Source organism: Arthrobacter bambusae (assembly GCF_030812595.1).
Classification (GTDB): domain Bacteria; phylum Actinomycetota; class Actinomycetes; order Actinomycetales; family Micrococcaceae; genus Arthrobacter; species Arthrobacter bambusae_B.
The window spans coordinates 11,153-37,594 of record NZ_JAUSSZ010000004.1 but is presented as its reverse complement, the minus strand read 5'-3'; the positions used below and the strand labels follow the sequence as shown (position 1 = coordinate 37,594).

General features: G+C 64.2%; 25 protein-coding genes and 1 riboswitch. Of the genes, 5 read left to right on the top strand and 20 right to left on the bottom strand.

Annotation, left to right across the window (positions count from 1 at the left end; translation table 11 throughout):
* Nucleotides 1–551 precede the first annotated feature (551 nt).
* The 6 genes from menE to J2S96_RS07285 all read right to left on the bottom strand — a co-directional run bounded on the left by menE (nucleotide 552) and on the right by J2S96_RS07285 (nucleotide 7,147).
* Entirely contained in the window at nucleotides 552–2,120 is a 1,569-nt protein-coding gene (menE, locus tag J2S96_RS07310; protein ID WP_306861391.1) for an o-succinylbenzoate--CoA ligase, read from the bottom strand.
* Between the two features lie 40 nt (nucleotides 2,121–2,160).
* Entirely contained in the window at nucleotides 2,161–3,528 is a 1,368-nt protein-coding gene (locus J2S96_RS07305) for an MFS transporter (protein WP_306861389.1), read from the bottom strand.
* A gap of 61 nt (nucleotides 3,529–3,589) precedes the next feature.
* Nucleotides 3,590–4,045, bottom strand: coding sequence for a MaoC family dehydratase (locus J2S96_RS07300; protein WP_306861387.1), 456 nt, complete (start codon nucleotides 4,043–4,045; stop codon nucleotides 3,590–3,592).
* A 40-nt stretch (nucleotides 4,046–4,085) separates the two neighbouring features.
* A complete protein-coding gene (locus J2S96_RS07295) occupies nucleotides 4,086–5,309 on the bottom strand; it encodes an acyl-CoA dehydrogenase family protein (protein WP_306861385.1) in 1,224 nt (407 codons plus the stop codon).
* Between the two features lies 1 nt (nucleotide 5,310).
* The gene (locus J2S96_RS07290) at nucleotides 5,311–6,204 is read right to left on the bottom strand and encodes an amidohydrolase family protein (protein ID WP_306861383.1); all 894 of its coding nucleotides are present in this window, start codon (nucleotides 6,202–6,204) and stop codon (nucleotides 5,311–5,313) included.
* Nucleotide 6,205: 1 nt separating this feature from the next.
* On the bottom strand, nucleotides 6,206–7,147 hold the full coding sequence (locus tag J2S96_RS07285) for an SDR family NAD(P)-dependent oxidoreductase (RefSeq protein ID WP_306861381.1): 942 nt from the start codon (nucleotides 7,145–7,147) through the stop codon (nucleotides 6,206–6,208).
* A gap of 123 nt (nucleotides 7,148–7,270) precedes the next feature.
* Between J2S96_RS07285 and J2S96_RS07280 the strand changes: the two genes are divergently transcribed.
* Both J2S96_RS07280 and J2S96_RS07275 read left to right on the top strand, forming a co-directional pair.
* Nucleotides 7,271–7,741, top strand: coding sequence for a MarR family winged helix-turn-helix transcriptional regulator (locus J2S96_RS07280; protein WP_306861380.1), 471 nt, complete (start codon nucleotides 7,271–7,273; stop codon nucleotides 7,739–7,741).
* Between the two features lie 111 nt (nucleotides 7,742–7,852).
* Complete coding sequence (locus tag J2S96_RS07275; protein ID WP_306861378.1) at nucleotides 7,853–8,851, top strand: S1C family serine protease; 999 nt, start codon at nucleotides 7,853–7,855, stop codon at nucleotides 8,849–8,851.
* Nucleotides 8,852–8,916: 65 nt separating this feature from the next.
* Here J2S96_RS07275 and J2S96_RS07270 read toward each other — a convergent pair whose 3' ends face one another.
* Together J2S96_RS07270 and J2S96_RS07265 are read right to left on the bottom strand one after the other, a co-directional pair.
* Nucleotides 8,917–9,054, bottom strand: a complete 138-nt coding sequence (locus J2S96_RS07270) for a hypothetical protein (protein ID WP_306861376.1) — start codon at nucleotides 9,052–9,054, stop codon at nucleotides 8,917–8,919.
* A gap of 121 nt (nucleotides 9,055–9,175) precedes the next feature.
* The gene (locus J2S96_RS07265) at nucleotides 9,176–9,550 is read right to left on the bottom strand and encodes a hypothetical protein (protein WP_306861374.1); all 375 of its coding nucleotides are present in this window, start codon (nucleotides 9,548–9,550) and stop codon (nucleotides 9,176–9,178) included.
* A 74-nt stretch (nucleotides 9,551–9,624) separates the two neighbouring features.
* Here J2S96_RS07265 and J2S96_RS07260 point away from each other — a divergent pair, with 74 nt between their 5' ends.
* On the top strand, nucleotides 9,625–11,076 hold the full coding sequence (locus tag J2S96_RS07260) for an MFS transporter (protein ID WP_370873038.1): 1,452 nt from the start codon (nucleotides 9,625–9,627) through the stop codon (nucleotides 11,074–11,076).
* Nucleotides 11,077–11,130: 54 nt separating this feature from the next.
* Here J2S96_RS07260 and J2S96_RS07255 read toward each other — a convergent pair whose 3' ends face one another.
* From J2S96_RS07255 to J2S96_RS07225, 7 genes are all read right to left on the bottom strand, one after another.
* Complete coding sequence (locus J2S96_RS07255) at nucleotides 11,131–11,844, bottom strand: metal-dependent transcriptional regulator (protein WP_306861370.1); 714 nt, start codon at nucleotides 11,842–11,844, stop codon at nucleotides 11,131–11,133.
* A gap of 29 nt (nucleotides 11,845–11,873) precedes the next feature.
* Entirely contained in the window at nucleotides 11,874–12,650 is a 777-nt protein-coding gene (locus J2S96_RS07250; RefSeq protein WP_306861367.1) for a class I SAM-dependent methyltransferase, read from the bottom strand.
* Between the two features lie 51 nt (nucleotides 12,651–12,701).
* Entirely contained in the window at nucleotides 12,702–14,126 is a 1,425-nt protein-coding gene (locus J2S96_RS07245) for an aminotransferase class V-fold PLP-dependent enzyme (RefSeq protein ID WP_306861365.1), read from the bottom strand.
* 35 nt (nucleotides 14,127–14,161) lie between these two features.
* A riboswitch (SAM riboswitch) is annotated at nucleotides 14,162–14,274 on the bottom strand.
* Nucleotides 14,275–14,435: 161 nt separating this feature from the next.
* Nucleotides 14,436–15,248: a histidinol-phosphatase gene (gene hisN, locus J2S96_RS07240; RefSeq protein WP_306861363.1), complete on the bottom strand. Its 813-nt coding sequence runs from the start codon at nucleotides 15,246–15,248 to the stop codon at nucleotides 14,436–14,438.
* Nucleotides 15,249–15,319: 71 nt separating this feature from the next.
* A complete protein-coding gene (gene rsgA, locus J2S96_RS07235; RefSeq protein ID WP_306861361.1) occupies nucleotides 15,320–16,435 on the bottom strand; it encodes a ribosome small subunit-dependent GTPase A in 1,116 nt (371 codons plus the stop codon).
* A gap of 2 nt (nucleotides 16,436–16,437) precedes the next feature.
* A complete protein-coding gene (aroA, locus tag J2S96_RS07230; protein WP_306861359.1) occupies nucleotides 16,438–17,847 on the bottom strand; it encodes a 3-phosphoshikimate 1-carboxyvinyltransferase in 1,410 nt (469 codons plus the stop codon).
* A gap of 6 nt (nucleotides 17,848–17,853) precedes the next feature.
* Nucleotides 17,854–18,369, bottom strand: coding sequence for a DoxX family protein (locus J2S96_RS07225; RefSeq protein ID WP_306861357.1), 516 nt, complete (start codon nucleotides 18,367–18,369; stop codon nucleotides 17,854–17,856).
* A gap of 229 nt (nucleotides 18,370–18,598) precedes the next feature.
* Between J2S96_RS07225 and J2S96_RS07220 the strand changes: the two genes are divergently transcribed.
* The gene (locus J2S96_RS07220; protein ID WP_370873036.1) at nucleotides 18,599–19,432 is read left to right on the top strand and encodes a sigma-70 family RNA polymerase sigma factor; all 834 of its coding nucleotides are present in this window, start codon (nucleotides 18,599–18,601) and stop codon (nucleotides 19,430–19,432) included.
* Nucleotides 19,429–19,686 (top strand): mycothiol system anti-sigma-R factor, encoded by a 258-nt coding sequence (gene rsrA, locus J2S96_RS07215; protein ID WP_306861353.1) that lies wholly within the window; start codon nucleotides 19,429–19,431, stop codon nucleotides 19,684–19,686. Before J2S96_RS07220 ends, rsrA begins: the two co-directional genes overlap by 4 nt.
* A 95-nt stretch (nucleotides 19,687–19,781) precedes the next feature.
* On the opposite strand, the gene J2S96_RS20170 is transcribed toward rsrA, so the two are convergent.
* The 5 genes from J2S96_RS20170 to J2S96_RS07195 all read right to left on the bottom strand — a co-directional run bounded on the left by J2S96_RS20170 (nucleotide 19,782) and on the right by J2S96_RS07195 (nucleotide 26,105).
* Entirely contained in the window at nucleotides 19,782–19,856 is a 75-nt protein-coding gene (locus J2S96_RS20170) for a 50S ribosomal protein bL37 (protein ID WP_369299106.1), read from the bottom strand.
* Between the two features lie 132 nt (nucleotides 19,857–19,988).
* Nucleotides 19,989–20,603: a PadR family transcriptional regulator gene (locus tag J2S96_RS07210; protein WP_306861350.1), complete on the bottom strand. Its 615-nt coding sequence runs from the start codon at nucleotides 20,601–20,603 to the stop codon at nucleotides 19,989–19,991.
* Nucleotides 20,603–21,451: a DUF4097 family beta strand repeat-containing protein gene (locus J2S96_RS07205; RefSeq protein ID WP_306861348.1), complete on the bottom strand. Its 849-nt coding sequence runs from the start codon at nucleotides 21,449–21,451 to the stop codon at nucleotides 20,603–20,605. The genes J2S96_RS07210 and J2S96_RS07205 overlap by 1 nt, the downstream gene beginning before the upstream one ends.
* A 106-nt stretch (nucleotides 21,452–21,557) precedes the next feature.
* Entirely contained in the window at nucleotides 21,558–22,157 is a 600-nt protein-coding gene (locus J2S96_RS07200; RefSeq protein ID WP_306861346.1) for a GDSL-type esterase/lipase family protein, read from the bottom strand.
* A gap of 135 nt (nucleotides 22,158–22,292) precedes the next feature.
* On the bottom strand, nucleotides 22,293–26,105 hold the full coding sequence (locus tag J2S96_RS07195) for a multifunctional oxoglutarate decarboxylase/oxoglutarate dehydrogenase thiamine pyrophosphate-binding subunit/dihydrolipoyllysine-residue succinyltransferase subunit (RefSeq protein WP_306861344.1): 3,813 nt from the start codon (nucleotides 26,103–26,105) through the stop codon (nucleotides 22,293–22,295).
* Nucleotides 26,106–26,442: the final 337 nt, after the last annotated feature.

Here is a 26,442-nt window from a genome sequence, read left to right as displayed (position 1 = left end):
CCTGCCTCCGTTTCTGGTGCCCAAAGACCATCACAGCGGCTACCAGTGCGGCTCCGATAAGGACCATCACGACCCAAATCCATTGTTGCCCGTCCACGTTCGCCCCGATCTCAGCCCGTCGGCTGGTTGCTGCGTTCTGCTACAAGAGGCCCTCGTTCCGCCGGCCTGGGCTGGCGGGGGAGGCCCGGTAAGGAGTGTCAGTCATTCTCCTGCTGGCTTGCGTTGGCGATGCGCCGACCCCGGTTCTTGGAATGTGGGTCCTCCATTCAGCACGGCTCCTTGCCTGTTGCTTGGCCGCGGCCCCGTCCGTCCGGGCCCAGTCGCGGCATTCCGCCCATCTGTTTTGGGCATGAACACTGACCGACACGATAGGACTGCGGGCGCTTGCATTCTTGAGTACCCCATACCTGTTTTCAGGGACACCTACGCAACACCCGCGCCTTCCCCCGTTCATGGTTGTTAACCAATTGCCGCGCCGCGCCGCGGCACCGCGCCGCGCCGCGGCACGTCGCCCGCCGCCCCGACGTCTCGGCAACTTAGCAACGGATCCTTCAGGAAACGGTGCTTCGGCGAAGCTCGCTCTTGCGGATCTTTCCGCTGGCCGTTCGAGGCATGTCGTCGACGAACACCACAGTTTTGGGGATTTTGTAGCGGGCCAGTCTGCCAGCCAGGTGCTCCTTGAGTTCGTCCTCGGTCAAGAAGGCGCCCTCGCGGAGCACCACCACGGCGCGGGGCACCTCTCCCCACTTCTCATCCGGCACGCCGATGACCGCCACGCTGCCCACGGCGTCGAGTTCGCTGATCGCTTGTTCCACCTCGACAGGGTAGATATTCTCGCCGCCCGAAATGATCATGTCCTTGAGCCTGTCCGAGACGAAGACGAATCCGTCGGCATCCTTGTAGCCCATGTCGCCGGACTTGAACCAGCCGCCGTCGGCGTATGACTCGGCCGTGGCATCCGGCCGATTCCAGTATTCGTGGATCACGTTGGGACCTTTGATCTGGATTTCGCCCACCTCGCCCTGTTCGGCAACGCCGCCTGCGATGTCGGCTATCCGGACGTCGCTGAAGAAGTGCGGGAGCCCGGACGAGCCCGCTTTGTCACGGGACCTGTCTGCGGGCAGAGTAGTGGCGCCCGGCGCTGTTTCGGTCATTCCGTAGCCGTTGGAGAAACGCAGCCCGCGCGCTTCGTAGGCCTCCAGGACCCGCATGGGAACTGCCGATCCTCCGCAGGTCAGTTTGTTGAGGGAGCCAAGGTCCGACGTCGGCCAGGCCGGATGCTCGCAGAGCATCTGGTAGGTGGTGGGGACACCGCTAATGGTGGTGGCCCTGTGCTGTTCGATGAGCTCAAGGGTGCGTTGCGGATCAAACCTCGACTCCAGGACGACGGTCCCGCCCTTGAGGAGTGTCGGCAATACTCCCATGTCGAGCGAAGCGACGTGGAACATCGGCGAGATCATGAGCGCTACATCGGCGGAAGAGAAATCGAAGTCGACAATCACGTTGATGCAGTTCCAGGTGATGTTGCCATGGGTCAGGAGCGCCCCTTTGGGGCGTCCCGTCGTTCCGGAGGTGTAGAGGATCATGGCCCCGTCATCGAGCCCGATTTCCTCGTCCAGATGCCGGGAAGCCCCCGACGCGACGACCTCTTCGTAGTCCTCCACCGCCGTCGGGATCTCGCTTCCGGCCGTGGCCAGGGCAGCGGGGCTCTCGCCTGGGCGGGAATCGCCGACGACGATGCGCCGGCCCACCCGCGTGCCTTCCGCGCCGCTGGCCGCAAGGCCGTTGAGGTTCGCGGAGTGGATCAGGACGACGGCGCCGCAGTCCTCGAGCTGGAAGGTGATCTCCGGCGGGGCCAATCGCGTGTTGAGGGGTAGGAAGATCGCCCCGAGCTGACCGCAGGCAATAAGCGTTTCCAGGAAAGCGGGATGATTGTCACCGAGATAGGCCACCCTGTCGCCCTTGGTGACGCCCCCGGCTTTCAGAGCGTTGGCCAGCCTGTCCGATCGTTCAGCAAATTCCTCGTAGCTGAGTTCGCGGTCTCCGAAGATCAGGGCAATCTTGCTACCGGACTTCGGGCGGCGACGCTGCAGCCACGAACCAATGCCAAAGTTCTCCATGACGGTCCTTTCTTATTCCCAAGCTAGACCTTTTCCGGCTTCAAGGCCGGACGGCCTGCAAATCGTTGTTTTTCGGTTCCCGGGTCAACAGGATGAAGATGATGGAGACGACGGACATCCCGGCCAGGTAGAGGACCACCGAGCCAGTGTTCTGGCCCGAGTCCTTGAAAATCTGGGCCACGATCCCCGGAGTGAAACCCGCACCGAGAAGCGTGGCGAGCTGGTAACCAAGCGAGGCTCCGGTGTAGCGGGACGTGGTGCCGAACTGTTCAGACACGAATGCCGCGAGGGGCCCGAAGAGGGTTGAGTGGATCATCAGGCCGACGGTGAATGCGACGAAGACCAGGAAGACGTTGTTCGAGGACAGCAGCTGGAACATCGGTGCCAGATAGGCGATGAAGAGTACGAGCCCGCCGATCATGATGGGCCTGCGGCCCAGCTTGTCGGAGAGCCTGCCGCCAAGGATCACGAAGGCGATGGAAATGAAGGAAGCGGCGGCAAAGGCGTACAGCACGCCCTGGCGGTCGGCGCCTTTGGAGACGGCGAAGGTGACTGCGAATGTTGCCAGCACCACTTGGAGCGCAAAACCGGCGGCTCCGGCGAGCATGGTGAAAACCAGGGTCTTGGGCCGACGCAGCACCTGGAGGAGCGGGATGACGGGCTTCGTCGTGGCCCGCTTGTCCGCGTCAGAGGCTGTCCTTTCGTGTTTTGCAGCCCTTTCCTGTTCGATGGCGGCTTTGAAGATCGGGCTCTCCGAAACCTTGAGCCGGACGAACATGCCCACCGCAAGCAGGACAAACGAGAGCAGGAAGGGAACGCGCCAGCCCCAAGCGAGGAACTGGGAGTTTGGCAGGGCCGAGAACGCGCCCATGATCAGTGTGCCCAGCACGGCGCCCGACGGCGCACCCGCGTTGACGAACGACGCGGCGAAGCCGCGCTTGGCCGATTCGGAATGCTCCAACGCCATCAGGGCGGCCCCGCCCCACTCGCCGCCCACCGCGATTCCCTGGAAAACGCGGAGCACAACAAGCATCACGGCACCCCAAGGTCCGGCCACGGAGGCGCCGGGTATCAGGCCAATCAGCGCGGATGCCAAGCCCATGACCAACATGGACACAATGAGCATTCCTTTGCGTCCGAGCTTGTCGCCGAAGTGCCCGAAGATGATTCCACCCAGCGGGCGCGCTACATATCCCGCGGCGAAAGTTCCGTAGGCGGCAACGACGCCCACCCAGTCGTCCATTCCCGAAAAGAAAACCTTGGGGAAGACCACGGCCGCGGCTGTGGCATAGAGCAGGAAGTCGTAGTACTCGATGGTGCTGCCCAGGTAGCTGGAAGCAATGACGGTGCGTGCTTCCTTGCGCCTGGTAGCCACGTCCATGGATTGAAGCTGCGATATTTGGGACATCGTTGTTCCTTAAAGCAGAGGTGGGGGGAGGGCCCGCGGACGCAGGCTGTTGGGGGAACGGCTATTTGTAGAAACGGGCGAGGAATTCGGCCACGACGGCGGGGCGTTCCTGGCCTTCGATTTCGATGGTGTTGGACACCTTGATCTGGGCGCCGCCCTTGACTTCGGTGACTTCGGAAATGGTGGCTTGCATGCGGATACGCGCGCCCACCTTGACCGGGGAAGTGAAACGGACCTTGTCCAGGCCGTAGTTCACTTTGGTGGTGACGCCTTCGACGTCGAACAGCTCGCCCCAGAACGGGATGATGAGCGAGAGCGTGAGGAACCCGTGGGCGATCGGGGCGCCGAACGGGCCGTCCTTGGCGCGTTCCGGATTGACGTGGATCCACTGCTCGTCTCCGGTTGCGTCCGCGAACTTGTTGATCTGTTCCTGGGTGATTTCGCGGTATTCGGTGACGCCGAGATCTGTTCCGGCGAGGGTGAGCAGTTTGTCGAAGTCGACGACGAGATTGGGCATTGTTGCCTCCTGGTGATTGTGGCGGGTGGAAAAGTGCGGCTTAGCGCGCGAAGGCGCTCTCCCCCGTGAGGGCGCGCCCGACGATCAGGGCATTGATTTCGTGTGTTCCTTCGTAGGAGTAGACCGCTTCGGCGTCCGCGTGGAACCTGGCAACATCACTCTCAAGCGTGATTCCGTTGCCGCCTGCCACCTCGCGGGCGAGGGCGACTGTTTCCCGCATGGCCACGCAGCTTTGCATCTTGGCGAGCGCGGAGTCCTGGTCGCGGTAGACCCCGCAGGACTGCTGTTCGCTCAGCCTGACCACAAGGGACAAGCTTGCCGTGAGGTTGCCAAGCATGCGGGCCAGTTTCTCCTGCACGAGCTGGAAGGAACCAAGCGGGCGGCCGAACTGCCGGCGCTCGCGGACGTAGCGAAGGGCCGCTTCGAAAGCGCCGGCCTGGATGCCGGTGGCGATCCAGGCGACGTCGGAGCGCATGGCCCGGAGCATCGCCGCCACGTCCTTGAAGGAGCCGACGTTGTGCAGGCGCATGGATTCAGTGACGCGGACGCCATCGAGCGTGATGTGGGCGTTCTGCATCATCCGCAAGGACGTCTTCCGGTGGATCTTCTCCAAGGTCACTCCGGGCGCTTCGCGGTCCACGAGGAACGCCTTGACCTGTCCGTCCGCGACGTCGCGGGCGAACACGCACAGCACGTCCGCGGTTGAGGCGCCCCCGATCCACCGCTTGGCGCCGTCCAGGACCCAGGTTCCGCCGTCGTGGTCTGCTTCAAAGCGTGCCGTAGTAGAGAGACCGCCGGCAATGTCCGAGCCGTGCTCGGGTTCGGTCAGCGAGAACACGCCTTTCAGCGAGAAGTCGACGACGCGCGGCATCCACTCGCGCTGCTGCTCCTCGGAAGCACCGACGCGGATCGCAGTGCGGAAGAGGCCGGCTTGCGCCGTGTACCACGTGGCCAGCGAAGCATCCGTGCGGGCGAGTTCGAAGATCCGGAAGCCTTGGTAGATGCCCCGTGCCGGACCGTGGATGGCCAGCTCCGCCGGTTCCATCAGGTCCAGATCGATGAGTGGCCGGGCCAACTGCGCAGGGAACTCGCCGCGCTCCCAGTAGTCGGCCAACAGTGGTTTCGCTTCGCGGTCCAGGAAGTCGCGCAGGCGGCCCAGGACCCCGCGTTCGTCGTCGGTGAGGAGGGACTCGGCGTCGTAGTAGTCGCAGACGTCGTAGAGGCGCTCCGCCACCCCTGTCTCCACGTGGGTCTCCAGGCTCATGTCAGCCGTCCAACCCGAGCAGGCGCACGGCGTTGTCCTTGAGGATCTTTGGCCGGACCTCCTCCTTGAGCGGGAGTTCGGCGAACGCGGCCAGCCACTTCTGCGGGGTGATGAGCGGGAAGTCCGTGCCAAAGAGCACCTTGTCCTGCAGGTACGAGTTCGAGGCCTTCACGAGCGACTCGGGGAAGTACTTCGGCGACCATCCCGAGAGGTCGATGAACACGTTCGCTTTGTGCATGGCGATCGAGTTGGCCTCGTCCTGCCACGGCACGGAGGGGTGGGCCATGATGATCTGCAGTTCGGGGAAGTCAGCGGCTACGGCGTCCAGCAGGAGCGGGTTGGAATAGCCCAGTTTGATGCCGTACCCACCGGGCAGTCCGGCGCCCATGCCGTTTTGGCCGGTGTGGAAAATGGCCGGGAGGCCCAGTTCCTGCAGGGTCTCCCAGAGGGGGTAGAACTGTTCGCTGGAGGGGTCGAAGCCCTGCAGGCTCGGATGGAACTTGAAGCCGCGGGCGCCGAGGTCGATCGCCTGGTGCTTCGCGCCCTGGATGGCCTCGGCACCGGTGCGCGGGTCCACGCTCCCGAACGGGATCAGGACGTCGTTGTTCCGGGCGGCCCCGGCGATGAGTTCAGGGATGCTGTTGGGCTCATGCTTGAGCTGGGTCCGTGCGTCTACGGTGAAGACGACGGCGGCCATGTCCAGTTCGCGGTACACCTCGGCGATCCGGTCCAGCGACGGCGTGCGGTCCTCGGCCTTGAAGTACTTGGCTGATGCTTCCGTGAGCGCGTCAGGAAGCGAGCCGTGCCCGCAGCTGTCCACTTCGAGATGGACGTGCATGTCGATCGCGTCGAGCTTTGCGGGATCGATGCCCAGCTCGTAACGCTGCGTGGCCATGTCAGCGGACCTGTCCCGCAGCCGCTTCGGGCTGCAGTTCCTCGGGCAACGGCAGGAATTCCTCGCCGACGCTTTGCAGCTTGTCTCCGAACAGCGGGCCGAAGTTCTCCAGCAGATCCTGGTAGCCCCAACCGCCCTCGCGGTATTCGGTTGCTGCTGCTTCGGGGTGGGTCCAGAGCTGCAGGCGGTCTCCGCCGGCGCCGATCGCCTGGCCGGTAATGCCGGCCGCGGCGTCCGAGGCGAGGAAGGCAATGAGTCCGGCGACGTCGTCGGCCGTTCCGAAGCCGAGCTCATGGCGGAAGAAGTGCGGCATGGCCTCGCCGCGCTCGTCCGCCTCGACCGCAGCCCGGAAGTACGGGACGGTCTTGGTCATTGCCGTGGCGGCAACCGGTATCACGGCATTGGCAGTGACGCCGGCCTTCTTCATTTCCAGTGCCCAGGTCCGGACCATGCCCACGATTCCGGCCTTCGCAGCGGCGTAGTTGCTCTGGCCGAAGTTGCCGCGCTGCCCGGTGGGAGAGCCGATGGCGATGATGCGGCCGGCGATCCCGTTCTCCTTGAAGTAAGCGAATGCCTCGCGGGCGCATGTGAAGGTGCCACGGAGGTGGACGTTGATGACAAGATCGAAGTCCTCGTCCGTCATCTTCAGCAGGCTCTTGTCCCGCAGGATGCCGGCGTTGGTGACCAGGATGTCCAGGCGGCCAAATTCCGTAACGGCCGCTTCCACCAGCTGTTTCGCTGCTTGGGTGCTGCCTACGGGAGCGACGACGGCGACTGCCCGGCCGCCGTCGGCCTCGATGGTCCGGACCGCTTCGCCGGCCACCTCGGCGTCGACGTCGTTGATGACCACCGCCGCGCCCTGGCGGGCCAGTTCCCGGGCGTATGCCAGACCCAGGCCCCGACCGCTCCCGGTGACAATCGCTACTTTTCCTGACAGGCTCATCGCTGCTCCTTTGCTCGATCACCGTGCATCCAAGCCTTCGGCATGGGATGCTGTTCTGTATCCATGAAAATATGCATAGTTGAAAATGTCAACGATTGATTTTGAAGATTATTGGAGTTTGTTATGACGATCGAGACGCAGGACGAGCAGCGGACTGCCACGAAGGACCGGCTGGTCGCCGCTCCGATCAGCCACGACGTGGGTTTCCTTCTGGCCAAGCTCCACGCCGGCGGCTCGGCCGTGAACAACCGGGCGCTTGCTGAGTTCGACCTCAAAGTGAGGTCGTACTCAGTGCTGCTCCTGGCCGACAGCGGCCTGGAGCCAACCCAGCGGGAGTTGGCGGACTTCCTCAGCCTGGACCCCAGCCAAATCGTCGCCTTGGTGGACGAACTGGAAAAGCGCAAGCTCGTGGTCAGGGCGCCGGGGAATCAGGACCGCCGGGCCAAGACCGTGACTGCAACGTCGAAGGGAAGCGAACTCCTCGCCCAAGCAGCCATTGCTGCCCGCGATGCGGAATCCGAAGTGCTGGCGGCGCTGGACGACGCCGAAGCCGCCCAGCTCAAAGCACTCCTGCGCAAAGCGTTGTGGGGTTAGCTTCCCAGTCATCAGCGGCGTGACGGAGTTCACCCACGGCGTAGGACGGAACGGACTAACCGCAGCACCGCATTCGTTGATATAGGCACCACCGGTTACAGGAGGTGCACGATGAGTACGTTGCCGGAACAAGCCTTTCCCGAGGACACCCCTGACACCCCGTCGGAGGACGAGGCATTGGACGCCTACTCGCGGACAGTGATGCACGTCGCGGAAACAGTCACGCCGCACGTTGCGGCTTTGGAGATGAGCAGCGCCCGCAGGAACGGCCAAGTCAGGATTGGAAGCGGCTCCGCCGTGGTGTTCACGGGGGATGGCTATATGCTGACCAACGCCCACGTGGTTTCCGGCCTCCGTTCCGGGCGGGCGATCTTCGCCGACGGAACCCATACCGACGTCGAACTCGTTGGTGCGGATCCCTTGTCCGACCTCGCCATTGTCCGCGGGCACCACACGCCGCCGCCCGCCACCCTGGGCAATGCGGAATCCCTGCGCGTGGGTCAATTGGTGATCGCTGTGGGTAATCCGTTGGGGCTGGCAGGATCAGTGACCGCGGGCGTCGTGAGCGGGCTGGGCCGTTCCATCCCGGTCAGGTCGGGCCGGCACAGCAGGGTCATTGAGGACGTCATCCAAACCGACGCGGCGCTTAACCCGGGCAACTCCGGGGGAGCCTTGGCCGACACCAGGGGGCGGATTGTAGGGATCAACACCGCACTGGCCGGGCTGGGCCTCGGACTCGCCGTCCCCATCAACGCCACCACTCAACGGATCGTCGCCGCCCTGCTCAAGGATGGCCGGGTCCATCGGGCATACCTCGGGTTGGTCAGCACCCCGATTCCGCTGGACGCGAGCGCGGTGATCCGGACAGGCCAGAAGGAAGCGCTGCGAGTGGTGGAAGTCATCGCGGGATCTCCGGCCGAGCGGGCAGGACTGCTCGCGGGAGACCTGGTCCTCAGTGCGCAGTCGCGGGCGGTTTCCAGCGCCGAGAGCCTCCAAAAGCTCTTGTTCTCGCAGGCCATCGGGGAACCGTTCCTCCTCACCGTCCTGCGCGACGGCAAAATCCACGCAATTGTGGCCGTGCCCAGCGAAATGACCGACGAGGATTCATGAGGAGCCGGGCCTGCGACGGAACCAGCCCGCCAAAAAGCCGGGGCCAAGTCGGCTCCGGCTTTTTGCTACTTCTTCCGCATCCTCAAATGGGCCACCGGATCCGCCGCGGCGTCGGACTCGTGCTTGGCACGTTTCACTGCCCGTTTCTCCTTGATGGACTTCATACTTTTCTTCTCGTGCTGGTGCGGCGCTTTGTCAGGCATGTCATGCTCCCTAACTACGGATCTTCCGTGAAGATCCTGCAAAGAGGGTCCTGAAAGGCCCTCTCTCTGTAAGCTACGCCTGTTTCCGGCGAAATCAACCGGCCGCGATGCGCCCGGGAAGCTAGGCGTCTGAGGCCGGGACGTCCACGACGCCAACGAACCGCGAGCCGATCCCTTCGTACTCGCTCCGGACCTCTCCGGGCAGGACTCCTGGAACCTCGCTGTTCCGGTGGTGACCACAAAAAACGTAGGTGAACTCAGGCCACCACTTCTTGGGACGCGCGGCCTCGGTGTAACCGCACACCACGCAGCTCAGGTGCACCCACACCGGACGCTTGCCGGTGCGGTTGGCGCGGGATTGGAGGAGCCATTGCGGTGGATTGTCCTGCAGCTCGCTCAGCTCGGCTTTCGAAAGCCGGGAGGGGATGCCGTGGCGTTGGGCCATTTCCATCGAAATATCAAGGGCCAGTGCGGCGTCACGTCTGCTAATCACCATTCAACGATACGGGACTTTCGCCGTGGCCGGACCGGCCCGGAGCTCGGCCGGCGGGGTTCAAGCAGGCGTAAGCTGTGCTCATGACCGACGCAGCTGCCCTGCTGCCAAGCACCCCTCTGCAAAAGCGGGTCCTTGTTGTGGCTATCGTGGCCTCGTTCATCGCCATTTTGGATGGCTTCGTGGTGAACCTCGCGCTCCCGGCGATTGGCCGCGAACTCGGTGGCGGCCTTGTCATCCAGCAATGGGTGGTGGATGCCTACCTTTTGACCCTTGGCGCGCTGATCCTGGTTGCCGGATCGCTGTCCGACCACTTCGGCCGCGCTCGCATCCTCGAATGGGGACTCGCCGGCTTCACCCTCACCTCGATCACGTGCGGCCTCGCCTGGAACGGGGAGGTGCTGGTGATATCGCGGGCCCTGCAGGGAATCGCCGGTGCCTTGCTCGTCCCGAGTTCGCTCGCCATGATCGTCACTTTCTTCTCCGGGCCCGCGCAGTCCAAGGCAATCGGCCAATGGTCCGGATGGACCAGCGCCGCCGCAATCGTCGCGCCGCTGATCGGCGGCGCGTCAGTCGATCTGCTGTCCTGGCGCGTCATCTTCTTCATCAACGTAATTCCGGCCGTAGCCGTCTGGCCGATCCTCGCCGGGTTGCGGAAGTCCGATGCCGCCACGGACACGAGCAAGAAGATCGACTATCTCGGCGCGTTCCTGGCCATGGTGGGCCTCGGCGGCCCGGTCTACGCCTTCATCGAACAAGGCCGCATGGGCTGGGGGAACATGGTGGTCTGGATGCCGCTCGCCGTCGGAGCCGTCGGGCTGGTTCTCTTCCTGCTCCACGAAGCCCGGACCGAGGAACCGATGCTGCCCCTGAGGCTCTTCGGCATTCGAAACTTCGGCTGGGGAAACATCGCCACGCTCGCCATCTACGGCGCCCTGTCGCTGGGCTTTTTCTCCGTAGGCATCTACTTGCAGCAAGTGGGCGGCATGAAAGCCACCACGGCGGGGATCGCGTTGCTCCCCGCGACCGTCCTCCTGATGCTCACGGCCTCATTCTTCGGCGGATTGGCGGGCAAATACGGTCCTCGGTGGTTCATGACGGCAGGACCGTTCATCTGTGGAATCGGTTTCCTCATGACCTTGGCCGTCCAGGAGCCCTTGAACTATTGGACACAAGTGCTGCCCGGGCAAATCGTGTTCGGTATCGGCCTGAGCACCTTGGTGGCGCCCCTTACTGCGGCCATCCTCGGTGCGGTACCCACGGAGGAGGCAGGGATCGGTTCGGCTGTGAACAACGCCGTGGCCCGTATCGCAGGCTTGATCTGCATCGCGTTCGCCGGGCTCATCATCGGCCCGGTCTTCAGCCGGCAAGGTCTGATGAATGCCGTGGTGGTCACTGCCGTGCTGTTCTTCCTCGGGGCGGCGGCATCCGCCGTCGGGATCCGGAACCCGGTGCTCGCCGCCCCGGCGGCGGACACTCCCGAAGGTCCAGCGTCCGACGACGGCGGAACGGCTGCTCAGCGCGCCTGAGCAGTGTTTATCAAGGCCGCACGCTTGCCAATACGCGGTCCAGCGACAGTTTCCTCAGCGTTCCGCGAGGACGCACCCCTCGTGTTTGGTGTCCGTGGCTACCCAGAGCGCGGAGGCAACCTCATCGGCAAGATCGTAGTCGCGGCTGCCCGGGCCTTTTCCGATCCGGACCACCAACGCACCGCCGAACGGCTTGCGGCGAATCACCTGGATGCTGGCATCGAGGTCGATTTCCTCGGCAGCGAGGTACCGCAGCAGCTCCGGGTTTTCGTCGCTGATCCGGGTGATCCTCCCGGAATGGCCGTCGTCGAGCTCGATCATCCGGTGTGCGTGCGGCAGGCTCACCGAACCGTCCGCAGCGGGGATGGGGTCGCCGTGGGGATCGCGACCGGGGTTGCCCAGCTTTGCGGCCATGCGATCGATGAAGGTGTCCGAGACGGCGTGCTCGAGCATCTCGGCCTCGTCGTGGACTTCATCCCAGCTGTAGCCCAGTTCCCTCACGAGATAGGTCTCAATCAGGCGGTGCCGGCGGACCATGCCCAGTGCAAGCTGCATTCCCTGGGGGGTCAAAGTAATGGCGCTGTACGGCTGGTGGTCAACCAGGCCTTGGTCCTTGAGCTTGCGGACCATCTCCGAGACGGATGAGTTGGCGACGCCCAGCCGCTGCGCGAGCTGCGAGGACGTGATGGGTTTGTCCTGCCACTCCGTGAAGGAATAGATGACCTTGACGTAGTCCTCGATCGAGGAGGAGGGCGCACTGGTCTTCACGGTTCCAAGCCTATCGTGAACCGGCCCTGTCAGGCCTTCCGCGCCCGCCAGCTCTGGGTCAGATAAGGCAAGGGGATGATCTCGCCCTCGGCGTGCCCCAGATGCTCGAAGAGGTACCACTGAAGATTGCCCGTGACCTTGGCGCGGATGGCGTCGTTTGCCCTCAGGTAGTAGCTGCGCGACTTCACGAGCTCGAGGAGGTCCGCCGGAGTCACGGGATCCTCCCATCGCGTCACGTGACTTTCGAGGCCGGTGAACTCCGGCCCCACGACAGGCCGGAAGCCCGGCTTGTGGACATCGCCGGCATGCATGATGCGGGACAGGCGATGGACCCAGGGCACTGAAGTGTCCAACTGGTTCCAGATCAAGCCGATAACGCCTTGGGGGCGAAGGATCCGGGCGATCTCGGTGCTCGCCGCGAGGGGATCGCACCAGTGCCAGGCTTGGGCAACGCTGACGACGTCGAATGCTGAGTCCGCCAGTCCGGTTGCCTCGGCCGTGCCCTCCAGGGCGATCACTTGTGGATACGTTTTGCGCAGCTGGGAAAGCATGTCCATGGAGGGGTCCACGGCAGACACGGCGAGCCCGCGCTCAAGGAGGAGCGACGTGAACTTTCCCGTACCGGCCCCGATGTCTGCCGCGTCCCGAGCGCCTTCCGGCAGCAGCCAGTCAGCCGAATCCGCGGGGTAGCCGGGCCGGACACGGTCATAGTGTTCTCCGCCGTCCTGGAAGCTCTGACCGAGTTCAAGGCGCCGTTCCGCATAAAGCTTGGGGCCGGTTGACGTGCCTATGGGTCGCGGGGCCACGCAGGAACTCCTTCGTAGGAGAGGAAAAAATACCCTACGAATCTACCGCAATCAGTCGGTGCTGCAGGGAGCGGCGCCGGCGGTCCCGGGGGTGTTGGGAGCCCACTCCGGGTAGCTGCGGTGGTCGTTCGCCGGCACCCAACGTCCGGCATCAACCACGTAGTCCCAGCCGAGTCCGTCGCTCTGGAGCGCCTTGATCCCCGCGATGAGCCGGGTGGCGTCCTCCAAACGGGACCCAAGGCCGAAACTGGCGCGCAGGGACCCGGAGGGAAGGCCAAGACGCTTGAGCAGCGGGTGGGCGCAAAAGCGTCCGTCCCGCAGGCCAATGCCGTGCTCGGCCGCAAGATAGGCCGCAACGAGCCCGGCGTCGTAGCCCTGGAGCGAGAAGTTCACGACGCCGATGGTGTCCCGGGGATCGGTGTCGCTGAAGATCTGGTGCACGGTCACGCCGTCGATCTGCTGGAGGCCCTCGACCAGGTGCGTGCGGATGGCAGCCTCGTGGGCGTGCCATTCATCGTGGTCGAGTCCGGCGATGACTTGTGTGGCCCGGGCGAGGGTGGCCGCGCCCAACACATTCGGTGAGCCTCCCTCATGCCTGGCCGGGCCCGTGGCCCAGCTGACGGAATCAAGGCGTGCCTCGCGGACGGCGCCCCCTCCTGCCAGGTGCGGTGTGCCGGCGTCGAGCCAGTCGGGACGGCCCACCAGGACACCGGCGCCGAACGGCGCATAGAGCTTGTGCCCTGAGAACACCAGGTAATCAACATCCGCGGCGGCGATGTCGATACGGCGGTGCGGAGCAAGCTGGGCCGCGTCCACCACAATCCGCGCCCCGAATTCGTGGGCCAGGGCGGCGAGTTCTCCAATGGGCAGGATCTCACCGGTCACGTTCGACGCGCCGGTGACCGCCAGGAGGTTGACGCCCCCATGGGAAAGTGCCGTGCGGACATTGGCCACGGTCTCGGACAACGTGTCCGCGGCAACAATGCTTCGGTGGGGGACTCCTTGCCACGGCAGCAGGTTCGCGTGGTGCTCGATGTCCAGGTAAAGGACTTCGCCGCTGTGCTTGCCGTGTTCGACCGCCAGGCAGCCGGCCAGAAGATTGAGGGAATCGGTAGTGTTGCGCGTGAAAATGACGGAATCGTCCGGCCTGCCGCCAACGAAGTCACGGACAATGTTGCGGGCATTTTCGTAGACCGAAGTGCTGATTTGGGAGGCATAGCCCGCGCCGCGGTGGACGCTCGCATAGTACGGCAGGATTTCGTTAAGGTACGCGGAGACCACCGTCAGGGCGGGTGCGGAAGCGCCGTAGTCGAGGTTGGCGTAGCGGACGTGGCCGCCCTGGATCAGTGGCGCCCGCAACTCCGCGCCGGTGACCGCGGCCAGGGGGCGCAATGCGCGGGGCAGGGATTCACCGTGCTGCTGTGCGGATTCGTCGTTCTGCGAAAGAGCAGGAGAAGTAAATGTGGCTGTGCTCATGGGACCTCACTCAAGAGGGACCCCTGCGTACAGGGGGTCCGCGCTTGCCGCATCCGTTCCGGACCGGCCGGGTCGTCACCCGGGGCACCCCGCCGCGATGGAGGGTTGCCGGCCAGCAAACCGGGGTTTCGCGCTGGCACTCGTGACCTGTAAAGAGACTAGGACACGGGCACGGCCGGTTCCAATGCGAGCGTCGATTGTTAAGCGGAATATTACACAGGCTGAAGAATCCATCTTCTGCCGAACAAAAAGGAGCGGACGCCCCCAAAAGGGGGCGTCCGCCGTCGTTTATTCAGTGAAGGAGGTGGGCTAGAGCAGGTCGTCGAGCTCGGGGTTGAGCCTCTTGAGTACCTCTGAGTGCAGGATCGAGTTAGTAGCGACGGCGTTTCCGCCGAACGGACCATCGGCGCCGTCCAGGGACGTGAAGCGTCCGCCGGCTTCGGTCACGATCGGGACCAAGGCCGCCATGTCGTACACCTGGAGTTCCGGCTCGGCGGCGATGTCCACCGCGCCTTCGGCCACCAGGCAGTAGGACCAGAAGTCACCATACGCGCGGCTGCGCCAGACATCATTCTCGAGGCCAAGGAAGGTGTCCAGCGAACCATGCTGCTTCCACTCGGAGAGCTCGGAGTAGGAGAGCGAGGCATCTTCAAGCCGGGACACGTTGGACACCCTCAACCGGGTTGCTGCGGCCAGCGAACGGCCCATGTAGGCGCCTGAGCCCTTGGCCGCCCACCAACGCTTGCCGAGCGCCGGAGCGCTCACGAGTCCAACAACTACCTCGCCCTCGTCCACGAGGGCGATCAGGGTGGCCCAGACGGGTACCCCACGCACAAAGTTCTTCGTCCCGTCGATAGGATCGATGATCCAACGCCGTGAGCCGTGGCCCGTGCTGCCGAATTCCTCCCCGAGGACGGCGTCGCGGGGGCGGGAACGGGAGAGCTGCCCGCGGATTGCTTCCTCGGCGGCCTTGTCGGCATCGGTAACCGGGCTCAGGTCTGGCTTCGTCTCCACCTGAAGGTCCAGTGCCTTGAACCGCTCCATTGTCAGGGAATCGACGGAGTCGGCCAGGACATGTGCCAGCCGCAGGTCGTCGTTGTAGCTCGAATCGGGTTGGGTCATGGTTCCAAACTACCGCCTATTCGCTGGTGAGCCGGGGAGGTAGGACGGTAAGAGGCACAGTTAGTTGGCCGTCAGTTGACGGTACCCAGTTCCTTCGCCTCTTGTGCTTCCATGCGCGGGTCCGCGCCAAGGAGCCGGCGCAACGAGGCCAATCGGGCCGGGCCTGACTCGCCGGCGTGGCCTTCGGCGACCCACGAATCCAGTCCGCATCGAACAGCGGAGGCATCGTGCTTGCAGCCCCGCTCGCACTGTTCCGTTCCCGGTTCCAGGTCCGGGAAGGCATGCAGGATCCGGTCCGGGTTCACATGGGCGAGGCCGAAGGAACGGATGCCGGGGGTATCGATGATCCAGCTGCCGCCAGGGGCGTCGCTGAGCTTCAGGGCGAGGGCGGAGGACGAGGTGTGCCGTCCGCGCCCTGTCACCGCGTTGACCCCGCCCGTAGCGCGTTCGGCGCCAGTGAGTGCATTCACCATGGTGGACTTCCCGACGCCGGAATGGCCCAGGAGCACGGTGACCTTGCCGTCGAGGTAGTCCCGCAACTGGCCGACGGCGTCGCCATCGAGGCGGGCGGACAATCCGTCGTCGGAACGGGCGTCGATGCCCGAGGCCCCGGCGTCGGCCGTCCGGCTGATGATGATGGGGAAACCCAGGCTCACATAGTTGGCGAGCAGTTCCGTTGGATCTTTGACGTCCGCTTTGGTGACGAGCAGCAGCGGCTCGATTCCGGCGTCGTACGCTGCCACCAAGGCGCGGTCGATGAATCCGGTCCGCGGCTCGGGGTTGGCGGCCGCGACCACCACAACGAGCTGGTCGGCGTTGGCGACGACGGCCCGTTCGATCGGATCCGTGTCATCGGCGCTTCGGCGCAGGAGGGTTTTTCGCTCCTCGACGCGCACGAGGCGGGCGAGCGTGTCCGGGGCTCCGGACACGTCGCCTACGAGGGCCACGAAGTCACCGGGAACCACGGGGGAGCGCCGGAGTTCCCGCGCGCGGGCCGCAACGACAATGCGTTCGTTGTCCGAGCTTTCGCCCACGATCGCTGTGTAGCGCCCGCGGTCGACCGTGATGATTCGCCCGATGACGGCGTCGTCGTGGCTGGGCCGGTCCTTGGTGCGGGGGCGTGTGCCCTTCTTGTTGGGGCGGATCCGAACATCGGACTCATCCCAGGAGCTTGCGTCGCGGGCCATCGTCAGTTGCTTGTCTCCATAGAACCGGTTGCTGGAGTGCCGGAGTCCGCGCCCGCCGTGCCGGCACCGAGCATCGATGCCCAGATTTGCGGAAATTCGGGCATTGTCTTGGAGGTCGTCGCGATGTCTTCGACCTGGACACCCTCGACGGCGAGCCCAAGGATGGCACCAGCGGTAGCCATGCGGTGGTCGGCGTAGCTATGCACGACGCCGGCGTGCAGCGTTGCCGGGCGGATCACCAGGCCGTCGCTGGTTTCCTCGGCGTCGCCGCCCAGCCGGTTGATTTCGGCCACGAGCGCTGCCAGCCTGTCCGTTTCGTGTCCACGCAAATGTGCGATGCCGCTGAGCCGGGAAGGGCCGCTGGCCAGGGCGCACAATGCCGCTACGGTAGGGGCGAGTTCGCTGGTTTCGTCGAAGTCGGCGCCCAGGATCTCCGGACCGCCAGTGACTGTCAGTGTGCCGTTCTCCAGCGTGACAGTGGCACCCATGGTGGCAAGAATGTCCCGCCAGAGGTCACCGACTTGCGTGGTGTTGGCCGGCCAGTTGGGGATCCGGACAGTTCCTTTCGTAGCAAGCGCCGCGGCGAGGAAGGGGCCCGCGTTCGAGAGATCCTGTTCGATCCTCTCGTCGAAGGCCTGGATGGTGCCGGGGGCCACGCGCCAATGGTTCGGCACGGAGTCATCCACATGCACTCCGACGCCGCGCAGGACCGAGACGGTCATGTTGATGTGGTCCAGGCTCGGCACGGGCTTGCCGACGTGCTCCAGGTGGAGGCCCTCCACGAACCGGGCGCCGACCAGCAGGAGGGCGGAGACGAACTGCGACGAAGCGCTCGCATCAATCACCAGGTGGCCGCCGCGGACGGAGCCTGTGCCGGACACCTTGAACGGCAGCGAGCTCGCCGTTCCCCCGTCCACTGCGCTGACTTCCACTCCGAGTGTCCGGAGGGCCTCGATGATGGTGCCCATGGGACGTTGGCGCGCGTGCGGATCGCCGTCGAACACCGAGGCACCGTTGCGGAGGGCCGCGAGCGGCGGAACAAAGCGCATGACCGTGCCGGCCAGGCCACAATCGATGGCTGTCCCTGATGCGGCAGCCGCCGGATCGATAGGGGTGACTTCAAGATCCGGGCCGTAGTGTCCATCGCCGGGGACCTCGGTGATGGTGGCACCAAGACCGCGAAGGGCCTCCACCATCAGTGCGGAATCACGCGAATGCAAGGGTGCCCGCAACCTGCTTGGGCCATTGGCCAATGCCGCCAGGACCAGATAGCGGTTGGTCAGCGACTTCGAACCAGGAACCGTGACCGTGGCATCCACAGGGTGGCTGGCGAAGGGCGCCGGCCACAGGGGGAGTGCGGAGGCCGTGGTGCTCCCTGAATCGTCGGTCTGCGTCGCGGGGGTTCCTGGCATGCTTCCTTATGCTCCAACTGCGTTGTCTACGGCCTTGCGCACGGCCCGGTCTGTCTTCTTGAACTGTTTGCTCGTGGCCTTCTTGGCGTCGATGGCGAGATGTTCGGCGCGCCAAGCGAGGCTCGGTTTGCCCGCGGTGTCGACGGCGGCAAGCAGGACTCCGCCCGTCAGGGAAATGTTCTTGAGCAACTGGGCGCGACGCGCGAGCCGGCCTTCCTTCGAGCTGATGTCGGCAGAACGCCACTCAACAAAGGTGTTCAGGACCGAGATCCCGGCAAGCAGCGTGGCCGAGAAGCGGGAACATTTGCCAAGGGCGAGCAATGCGCCTGCTCCCACCTGCGTGCCGCCGATGACTCGCGCCAGCATCTTCTCGTCCGCCGGGAAAGGCAGGGACTCGGAAGCGCGGCGGAGCAGCGGAGAGAGCTGCTTGGCCGTGTCATCCGCGTTCTTGAGCTTGTCCAGCCCTGGGATGACGAAGCTGGAACCCAACATTGGCCTAGCGAGAAAACGGACGAGGGACATCTTTTTGCCTCCTGGATGGCTTGCCACGGTGTTCGAGTGGTGTTGCGTTCAAGTGGTGCGGTGTTCAGGTGGTGCAGTCGGATCTAGTCTTGCATCTTTGCGGAATATTTGCCCGGAGCTTGCCGTTGTCAGAAGAAGGTGCGGTACGGGCCGGACCTTGGATTGTGGCGTGTGTGTGGCGTGTGTGTTGTGCCGCGCTGGTTCACGGCATGTGAGTGGAGATGGTTTTTTGGCCTTGGTTAAGGACCGCGAAGGACACTCGGCGCTTGGGCGGGAGCTGCCAAAGGACTCGCGGATGGTGACAGTAGACTTGGATGCGATGAGCACCATGGATCCGGCCGCAGCGGCCATGTACAAAGCAGCGACCGACGTCACGGACGCAAAGTCCGATGGCGACGCTTCTGCCGAGGCCGACGTCGAGATTGCAGTGGACTTCGCAAACGAGACCCCCGAACAACGGCGCGCGCGTTTCGAACGCGACGCCATGCAGTATGTCGACCAGCTGTATTCGGCTGCCATGCGCATGGCCAGGAATCCGTCCGACGCCGAGGACCTGGTGCAGGAGGCCTACACCAAGGCGTTCTCGGCCTTCCACCAGTACAAGCCGGGTACCAACCTCAAAGCGTGGCTGTACCGCATCCTGACCAACACGTACATCAACCTCTACCGGAAGCGGCAGCGCGAACCGTTGCAGTCGAATTCGGACACCATCGAAGACTGGCAGCTGGCACGGGCGGAATCCCACACGTCCGCGGGGCTGCGCTCTGCGGAGGCGGAGGCTCTGGATCATTTGCCGGACTCGGACGTGAAGAGCGCCCTGCAGTCCATTCCGGAGGAATTCCGGCTGGCGGTGTACTTCGCGGACGTCGAGGGCTTCGCATACAAGGAAATATCAGACATCATGAATACCCCGATCGGGACGGTCATGTCCCGGCTTCACCGCGGCAGGAAAATGTTGCGTGATCTGCTGGCGGACTACGCCGCGGAACGGGGAATCAGCGCCGGCGCGGAAGAAAAGGCCGTGGGCGCGCCCACAAGCAAAAAACAGGAGAAAAGGAAATGAGCTGCCAAGGATTGGGCGACTGCGACGATGCTCGGATGCAGCGTATCTACGAGTACCTCGATGGGGCGTTGACCCGCGAAGACATCGCAGAGATCAAAGTGCACCTGGAAGACTGCCCCGAGTGCACCGCGCAATACGACCTTGAGTGCGTCATTCGCACCGTGGTCAAGCGCTCCTGTACGGAAGCGGCTCCTGAGAATCTCAAGAACTCGATCCTGGACAGGATCCACGCAATGAATTCCGTGGACGTCTAAGAGCCTGAAAAGACTGAGAGTCTGAACGGCAAGGGCCCCGGAAACCATATGGTTTCCGGGGCCCTCCGCATTAAGTCTTACGCTAAGCCGCTGGCTTAGGTGTTGGGACGCTTGCCGTGGTTTGCGCCGCCGCGCTTACGGTCACGACGCTTACGTGCACGCTTGCTCATAGCTGGCCTCCTTAGATTCTTGATACTCAATAAAGCTGCCCTCCAGTCTCCCACATCCGGGGGCCGCCCCGCGAACCGTGCCGCCAGGGCCCTAAGGCAAGAGCAGAGCCGCGCCCGCCGGGATTTTCAGACTTACTCGCGCAGGGAATTCCGGATGGAGATCCTGGCCTGGTCCAAGACCGTACGGACGGTTTCAAGGGCGATCGGAGTCAGGGACTTGGAGCCGGCGTACTGTCGCAGCTCCACGCGGATGTCATCGCGGAAGGACTGGACCATCATCTCGGCTTCCTTCAGGATGCGGTGCCCCTCCGGAGAGTAGCTTCCGGCCCAGGACTGGAATTCCGGGGATTTCGCATTGGCGCGCGCGGCTTCGGCGGTTGCGGCCAGGTCTGCCCGCAAGCCGCGCATGTTGCTGCGGATGTCCTCCCGGAGGCCATCGGCCAAGCGCCGCACGGAAGCGGAGATGTTCTCCTCGACGTCGGCCAGTTCCTGCCGCCGGCTGTTCAGTTCCGCGAGCCCCGCCGCAGTGATGGAGTAGTTGGTGCGGCGCCCGCCGCTGCTGGTCGCAACCAGTCCTTCTTCCTCGAGTTTGCCAAGGCGCGGGTAGATGGTTCCGGCACTGGGCGAGTAGGTCCCGCCGAAGCGTTCGCCGAGGGCCTTGATGAGCTCGTAGCCGTGCTTGGGGCCCGATTCCAGGAGTGCCAGCAAATAGAGCCGGAGGGCACCGTGGGCAAAGACGGGCGGCATCAGATTTCCTCTTCTCCGGGGACTGAGTGGGTTGTGCCGGGGGTCGGCGCACTGCCATGGATGATGGATGTTTTTCCGGAAACGGAATTTGTGCGCGCCACCATGAGCCGCTCGTCGGGACCGACGATGGTCTGGACCCTGCCGCCTGACTGTGCGTAAAGCTGGTCATCGATCATCACGGTGCCACTGGCCGTTTTGGCCACGATGTCCACGCCAACGTCACGCGGGAGGCGGATGGTGAGGTCGCCTGAAACTGAATTGGCTCCGAAGTCCTGGGTGTAGCCGTGGAGGTCGAAGCTGAGGTCGCCGCTGACAGTATTGGCCCGGATGTTCTTGAAGCGGCCAGAAGCCGTGACTTCCCCTGAGACGCTCTTGGCGGTCATGACGCCGTCGTGGTTACGGGCGATGACCTCGCCGCTGACGGTGTTGACGTGAAGCTCGCCCCGCGTGCGGTCCGCGAGGACGGAACCGGAGACTGTGCTGAGGCGGATATGGGCGGTAACGCCGGACACCATGCCGTCACCGCCCACGGTTCCTGCTTCGACGTCGACGCCGGCAGGCAGCGCAATGCTGATGACGACGGTATTGGGGCTGGTGTTGTTGACCGTCCCCATCAGGTTGCGGAACCAACCCTGCGGGCCGTGCAGCTGGTGGCGGACTTCGAGGCGGCCGTCAACGAGGCTGACAGCCAGCGGATCGCCGCCGATTTCCGAGACTTCGATCCTGGTGGTGGCCTCATCGTGCGTCACGACGTCGAAGCGGCCCTTGACGATTCCCAGCTTGAGCGAGCGGACGCCGTCGACGTCGATGGTCTGCGGGCCGGTAACGGTCCAGTTTTCTTCTGACATGACCCCTCCAGAGGATGCGATATATCGCGTATGGAAGTCACGATATATCGTGAATTGCGTCGTGGCAATGGGTCCTGCAAAGGGGGCCTTGGAAAACCAGGCTGTGCTATTCCGGCTGGGCGATCCGCAGCCACTGGAACCAGCCGCGGTGCAATACGAGCCAGGCCATGAGCCCATAGCCCGCCTGGCCCGGGGTGCCGCCATTGGCGGCGAGGTCCGTGCGCCATTGCTCGTGGTTGAGCAGCGGCGAGAAGGTGTCGACGTAATGGTGGTTGCGTCGCGTGGTGACGTCTGCGAATGCGGCATTGAGTTCCGCGATCCGGCGGTTCTTGGCCGGGTCCAGCGTGGGTGGCGGACCGACGACGAATACTTCGATGTTGCTCTGGGATGCCCCGTCCAGGATGTTGGCCAGGTTGAGGCGGCTGCGCGCTGTGGAGACACCGAATTCGATATCACGGCCGGACAGCCCGATCACGAGTCGGTTTTCGTGGACGTTGCTGAAGCGCCTGCCGGCTTCGTCGAGCCAGCGACCCGCAAGGCCTTCCGTGCCCTCCATGGGGCAGGGAAGAGAGTAGCTCTCCACAAGGAGGGCGTCCTGGGGAGTCCGCGCGAGAACCCTTCCGAGCCAGCCCAAGGCCCTGGGATCACCGAGCCCGGCGAGTAGTTCATCACCAACAGCTGCGATGCGCAGCTTCCTGTCTTCCACGGTTACCTCTTCACCAAACGTTGCGGTCCTTGCACGGTGCCCGGCCGGGCGGCTTGATCGCCGGGCACTTGTTCCATTAAACAGAACTGCCCGGCTGGAAGCGGGTATTGAACCTCCAGCCGGGCAGCCGCCGTCTTACTTGCGTTCGAATACCTGCTTGAGCAACGTAGCCTGTTCGGCGCTGTGGCGCTTCATGGAACCGGCTGCGGTGGAGGCCGATGCCGGACGCGAAACGAGCCGGACCTTGCGGTCCAGTGCCTGCGGCAGATTCAAGCCGATGAACGGCCACGGACCCTGGTTGGCGGGCTCGTCCTGTGCCCAGACGATGTCGGCGTTCGGGTACTTGGCCAGTTCCGCCTCAATCTGGGCCTGGGGCAACGGGTACAGCTGTTCCAGGCGGATGATCGCGGTCGAGGTGTCGCCGGACTTCTGGCGGTACGACAGCAGATCGTAGTAGAGACGGCCGGAAACCAAGATCACGCGATCGACGTTCTGGGCCTGAAGCGGCTCGTGTTCGCCAATGACCGGGTTGAAGCCGCCCGTGGTGAAGTCCTCCACCGCAGAAGCCGCGCCCTTGAGGCGCAAAAGCTGCTTCGGGGTGAAGATGATGAGCGGCTTGCGGGGACGGCTGTAGGCCTGCCGGCGCAGCAAGTGGAAGTGCGAGGCAGCCGTGGTGGGGTTCGCCACAATCATGTTGTCCTCGGCGCAAAGCTGCAGGAAGCGCTCGATGCGTGCGGACGAGTGGTCCGGTCCTTGGCCCTCGTAGCCGTGCGGCAGCATGAGTACGAGCGAGGAGCGCTGGCCCCACTTCTGTTCCGCCGAGGAGATGAATTCGTCAATGATGGTCTGTGCACCGTTGACGAAGTCACCGAACTGGGCTTCCCACAGCACCAAGGCGTCCGGGCGTTCCACGGAGTAGCCGTATTCGAAGCCCATGGCTGCGTATTCCGACAACAAGGAGTCGTAGATCCACAGCTTGGCCTGCTTTTCGCTCAGGTTGCCCAGCGGCATCCATTCGCGGCCGTTGGCGCGGTCGTGGAAGACGGCGTGGCGCTGCACGAACGTGCCGCGGCGCGAGTCCTGGCCGGCGAGTCGGACGGGTACGCCCTCCATGACGAGCGAACCAAAGGCCGCGATCTCGCCGAAGCCCCAGTCGATGCCGCCTTCGCGGGACATCTGCTCACGCTTCTCAAGGAGTTGCTTGAGCTTGGAGTGGACCGTGAAGCCCTCCGGAATATCGAGGTGCGCCTGGCCGATCCTCTGGAGCATTTCCGCGGAAATGGCGGTGGTGGCCGGCGCGTTGGTGCCGAAGTCTGACTGCTGGGCAATGGGACGCTCGATGTCCGAAACCGCGGCGGAGTCCGCCGTGATGATCGGGATGGGCGAAGTCTGCGCGGCGTGGGTCTCCGCAAAGACGCGCTCGAGGCGTTCCTGGTAGTCGCGCAGCAACTGTTCGGCTTCGTCCTCGGTGATGTCGCCGCGGCCGATGAGGGATTCCGTGTAGAGCTTGCGGACGGAGCGCTTGGCTTCGATGAGGTTGTACATGAGCGGCTGCGTCATCGAAGGGTCGTCGCCTTCGTTGTGTCCACGGCGGCGGTAGCACACCATGTCCACGATGACGTCCTTGTGGAAGCGCTGGCGGAACTCGTAGGCCAGCTGCGCGATGCGTACTACAGCCTCGGGATCGTCACCGTTCACATGGAAGATGGGGGCCTGGATCATCTTGGCGACGTCGGTGGAGTACGTCGAGGAACGCGACGAAGACGGTGCCGTGGTGAATCCGACCTGGTTGTTCACGATGATGTGGATGGTTCCACCGGTACGGTAACCGCGCAGCTGGGACAAGTTGAGCGTTTCCGCCACAACGCCCTGGCCGGCAAAGGCGGCGTCGCCATGAACCATGATGGGCAACACGGGGAACGCCTCGCCCTGGTCCAGCCGGTCCTGCTTGGCCCGGACGATGCCTTCCAGGACCGAGTCCACCGCTTCAAGGTGGGACGGGTTGGCGGCGAGGTAGACCTTGGTCTCATTGCCGCTGTCCGAACGGAAGGTGCCCTCGGTGCCGAGGTGGTACTTGACGTCGCCCGAGCCTTGCACGGAGCGGGGGTCCTGGGTGCCTTCGAATTCGCGGAACACCTGGGCGTAGGTCTTGCCCGCGATGTTGGTGAGCACGTTGAGGCGGCCGCGGTGGGCCATGCCGATCGCGACTTCGTCGAGTCCGTCGTCGGCGGCGTCCGAAATGATGGTGTCCAGCAGCGGGATCAGGGATTCGCCGCCTTCGAGGGAGAAGCGCTTCTGGCCCACGAACTTGGTCTGCAGGAAGGTCTCGAAGGCCTCTGCCGCGTTGAGCTTGGAAACGATGCGCAGCTGCTCTTCGCGGCTGGGCTTGGAGTACGGGTGCTCCACCTGGTCCTGGAACCACTTGCGTTCCTCGGGCTCCTGGATGTGCATGTACTCAATGCCCGTGGTGCGGCAGTAAGCGTCGCGGAGAACGCCGAGGATGTCGCGGAACTTGAGCATCGACTTGCCGCCGAAGCCGCCGGTGGGCCATTCGCGGTCCAGGTCCCACAGGGTGAGGCCATACGTCAGAACGTCTAGGTCCGGGTGCTTGCGCTGGACGTACTCCAGGGGGTTGGTGTCCGCCATGAGGTGGCCACGGACCCGGTAGGAGTGGATCAGCTGCTGGATGCGGGCAACCTTGTTGATCTCGTCGGCCGGGTCCACCTGGAGGTCGGGGCTCCAACGGACGGGCTCGTAAGGAATGCGCAGCGCTTCGAAGATCTCGTCGTAGAAGTTCTGGGCACCAAGGAGGAGCTGGTGGACGAGCTTGAGGAACTCGCCGCTTCCGGCGCCTTGGATGACGCGGTGGTCGTAGGTGGACGTCAGCGTGAGGATCTTGCTGATGGCGTTCTGGGCGATGATCTTCTCGCTGGCGCCCTGCCATTCAGCCGGGTAGTCGAGGGCTCCGACGCCGATGATGGCGGCCTGGCCCTTGGAGAGCCGGGGTACGGAGTGCACGGTACCGATGCCGCCCGGGTTTGTCAGGGAAACAGTGGTGCCCGCGTGGTCGTCCGCCGTCAGCTTTCCGTTGCGCGCGCGCTTGATGAGGTCTTCGTAGGTGTGCCAGAACTCCGCGAAGTTCATGGTCTCAGCCTTCTTGATGTTGGGAACCATCAGGAGGCGGGTGCCGTCCGGCTTCGGCATGTCGATGGCGATGCCGAAGTTGACGTGTGCGGGCTGCACGGCAACGGGCTTGCCGTCTACTTCGTCGTAGTACACGTTCATCGACGGGAACTGGGACAGGGCACGAACCACTGCGTAGCCGATGAGGTGGGTGAAGGAGACCTTGCCGCCGCGGGCGCGGGCGAGGTTGGAATTGATGACAACGCGGTTGTCGATCAGGAGTTTGGCAGGAACGGCCCTGACGCTCGTTGCGGTGGGAACCGCAAGGCTCGTGACCATGTTGGAAGCAATGGCCTTGGCGGGACCCCGAAGGATGGAGACGACGTCCTCTTCCGGGGGAGTGGGAGCCTTGGTGCTCTTGGGAAGCTGAGCCGGGATCGGCTGGGACTGGCTGCCGTCGGATGGCTTCTGCGCGCCGTCCTTGGCGACAGTGGCCGGGGCCTTCTTGACCGGTGCTGCGGGAGCAGCCGGAGCCGGAGCGGGTGCGGCAGGAGCAGCTGCCGGGGCAGCTGCGGGCGCGACCGGCGTCGTTGCCGGTGCGGCGGCCTGTGCCACGACAGGAAGTTCGCGAGTGGGAGGGTTTGCAGGGGCTGCGGAGGTTCCGTTGGAAGAAGTGCCGTCAGCGGTATCGAAGGACTCGAAAAGCGGCCACCACTTGGCGTCGACCGAATTCCTGTCCTGCTGGTACCGCTCGTACAGTTCGTCAACGAGCCACTCGTTTCCGCCAAATTCCTCGGGTAGACGGTGGCTGGGCTGCTCTGGCACTTGAAATACGCCTCTTCCGTGAGTGTTGATTTCCAGCTGGCCCGGAGAAATGCAGGGGGTGCAAAGGCGAGCCAGGGTCTGGGTCCCGCGAACTCAGACCCTAGCCAGTCTAGTGACGAGCGGCGGCTATCTGCCAATAGTGGTGACCTAAATCATGCCAATCGCCGTAAGCCTTGGGTTCCGTGCCTGGAGGGGGCTCTTTTTGAGCGGGATTTTCCAGTCGTTTGGCGGCTCGCAAGGCCCCGGCCGACGCCTGTGAAGCCGCGTGAAGCCGCGCCGCGGCCGGACTGTAGACTTGGATTCTTATGGACAGTAATTCTAGGTGCCGGCCTGGGAG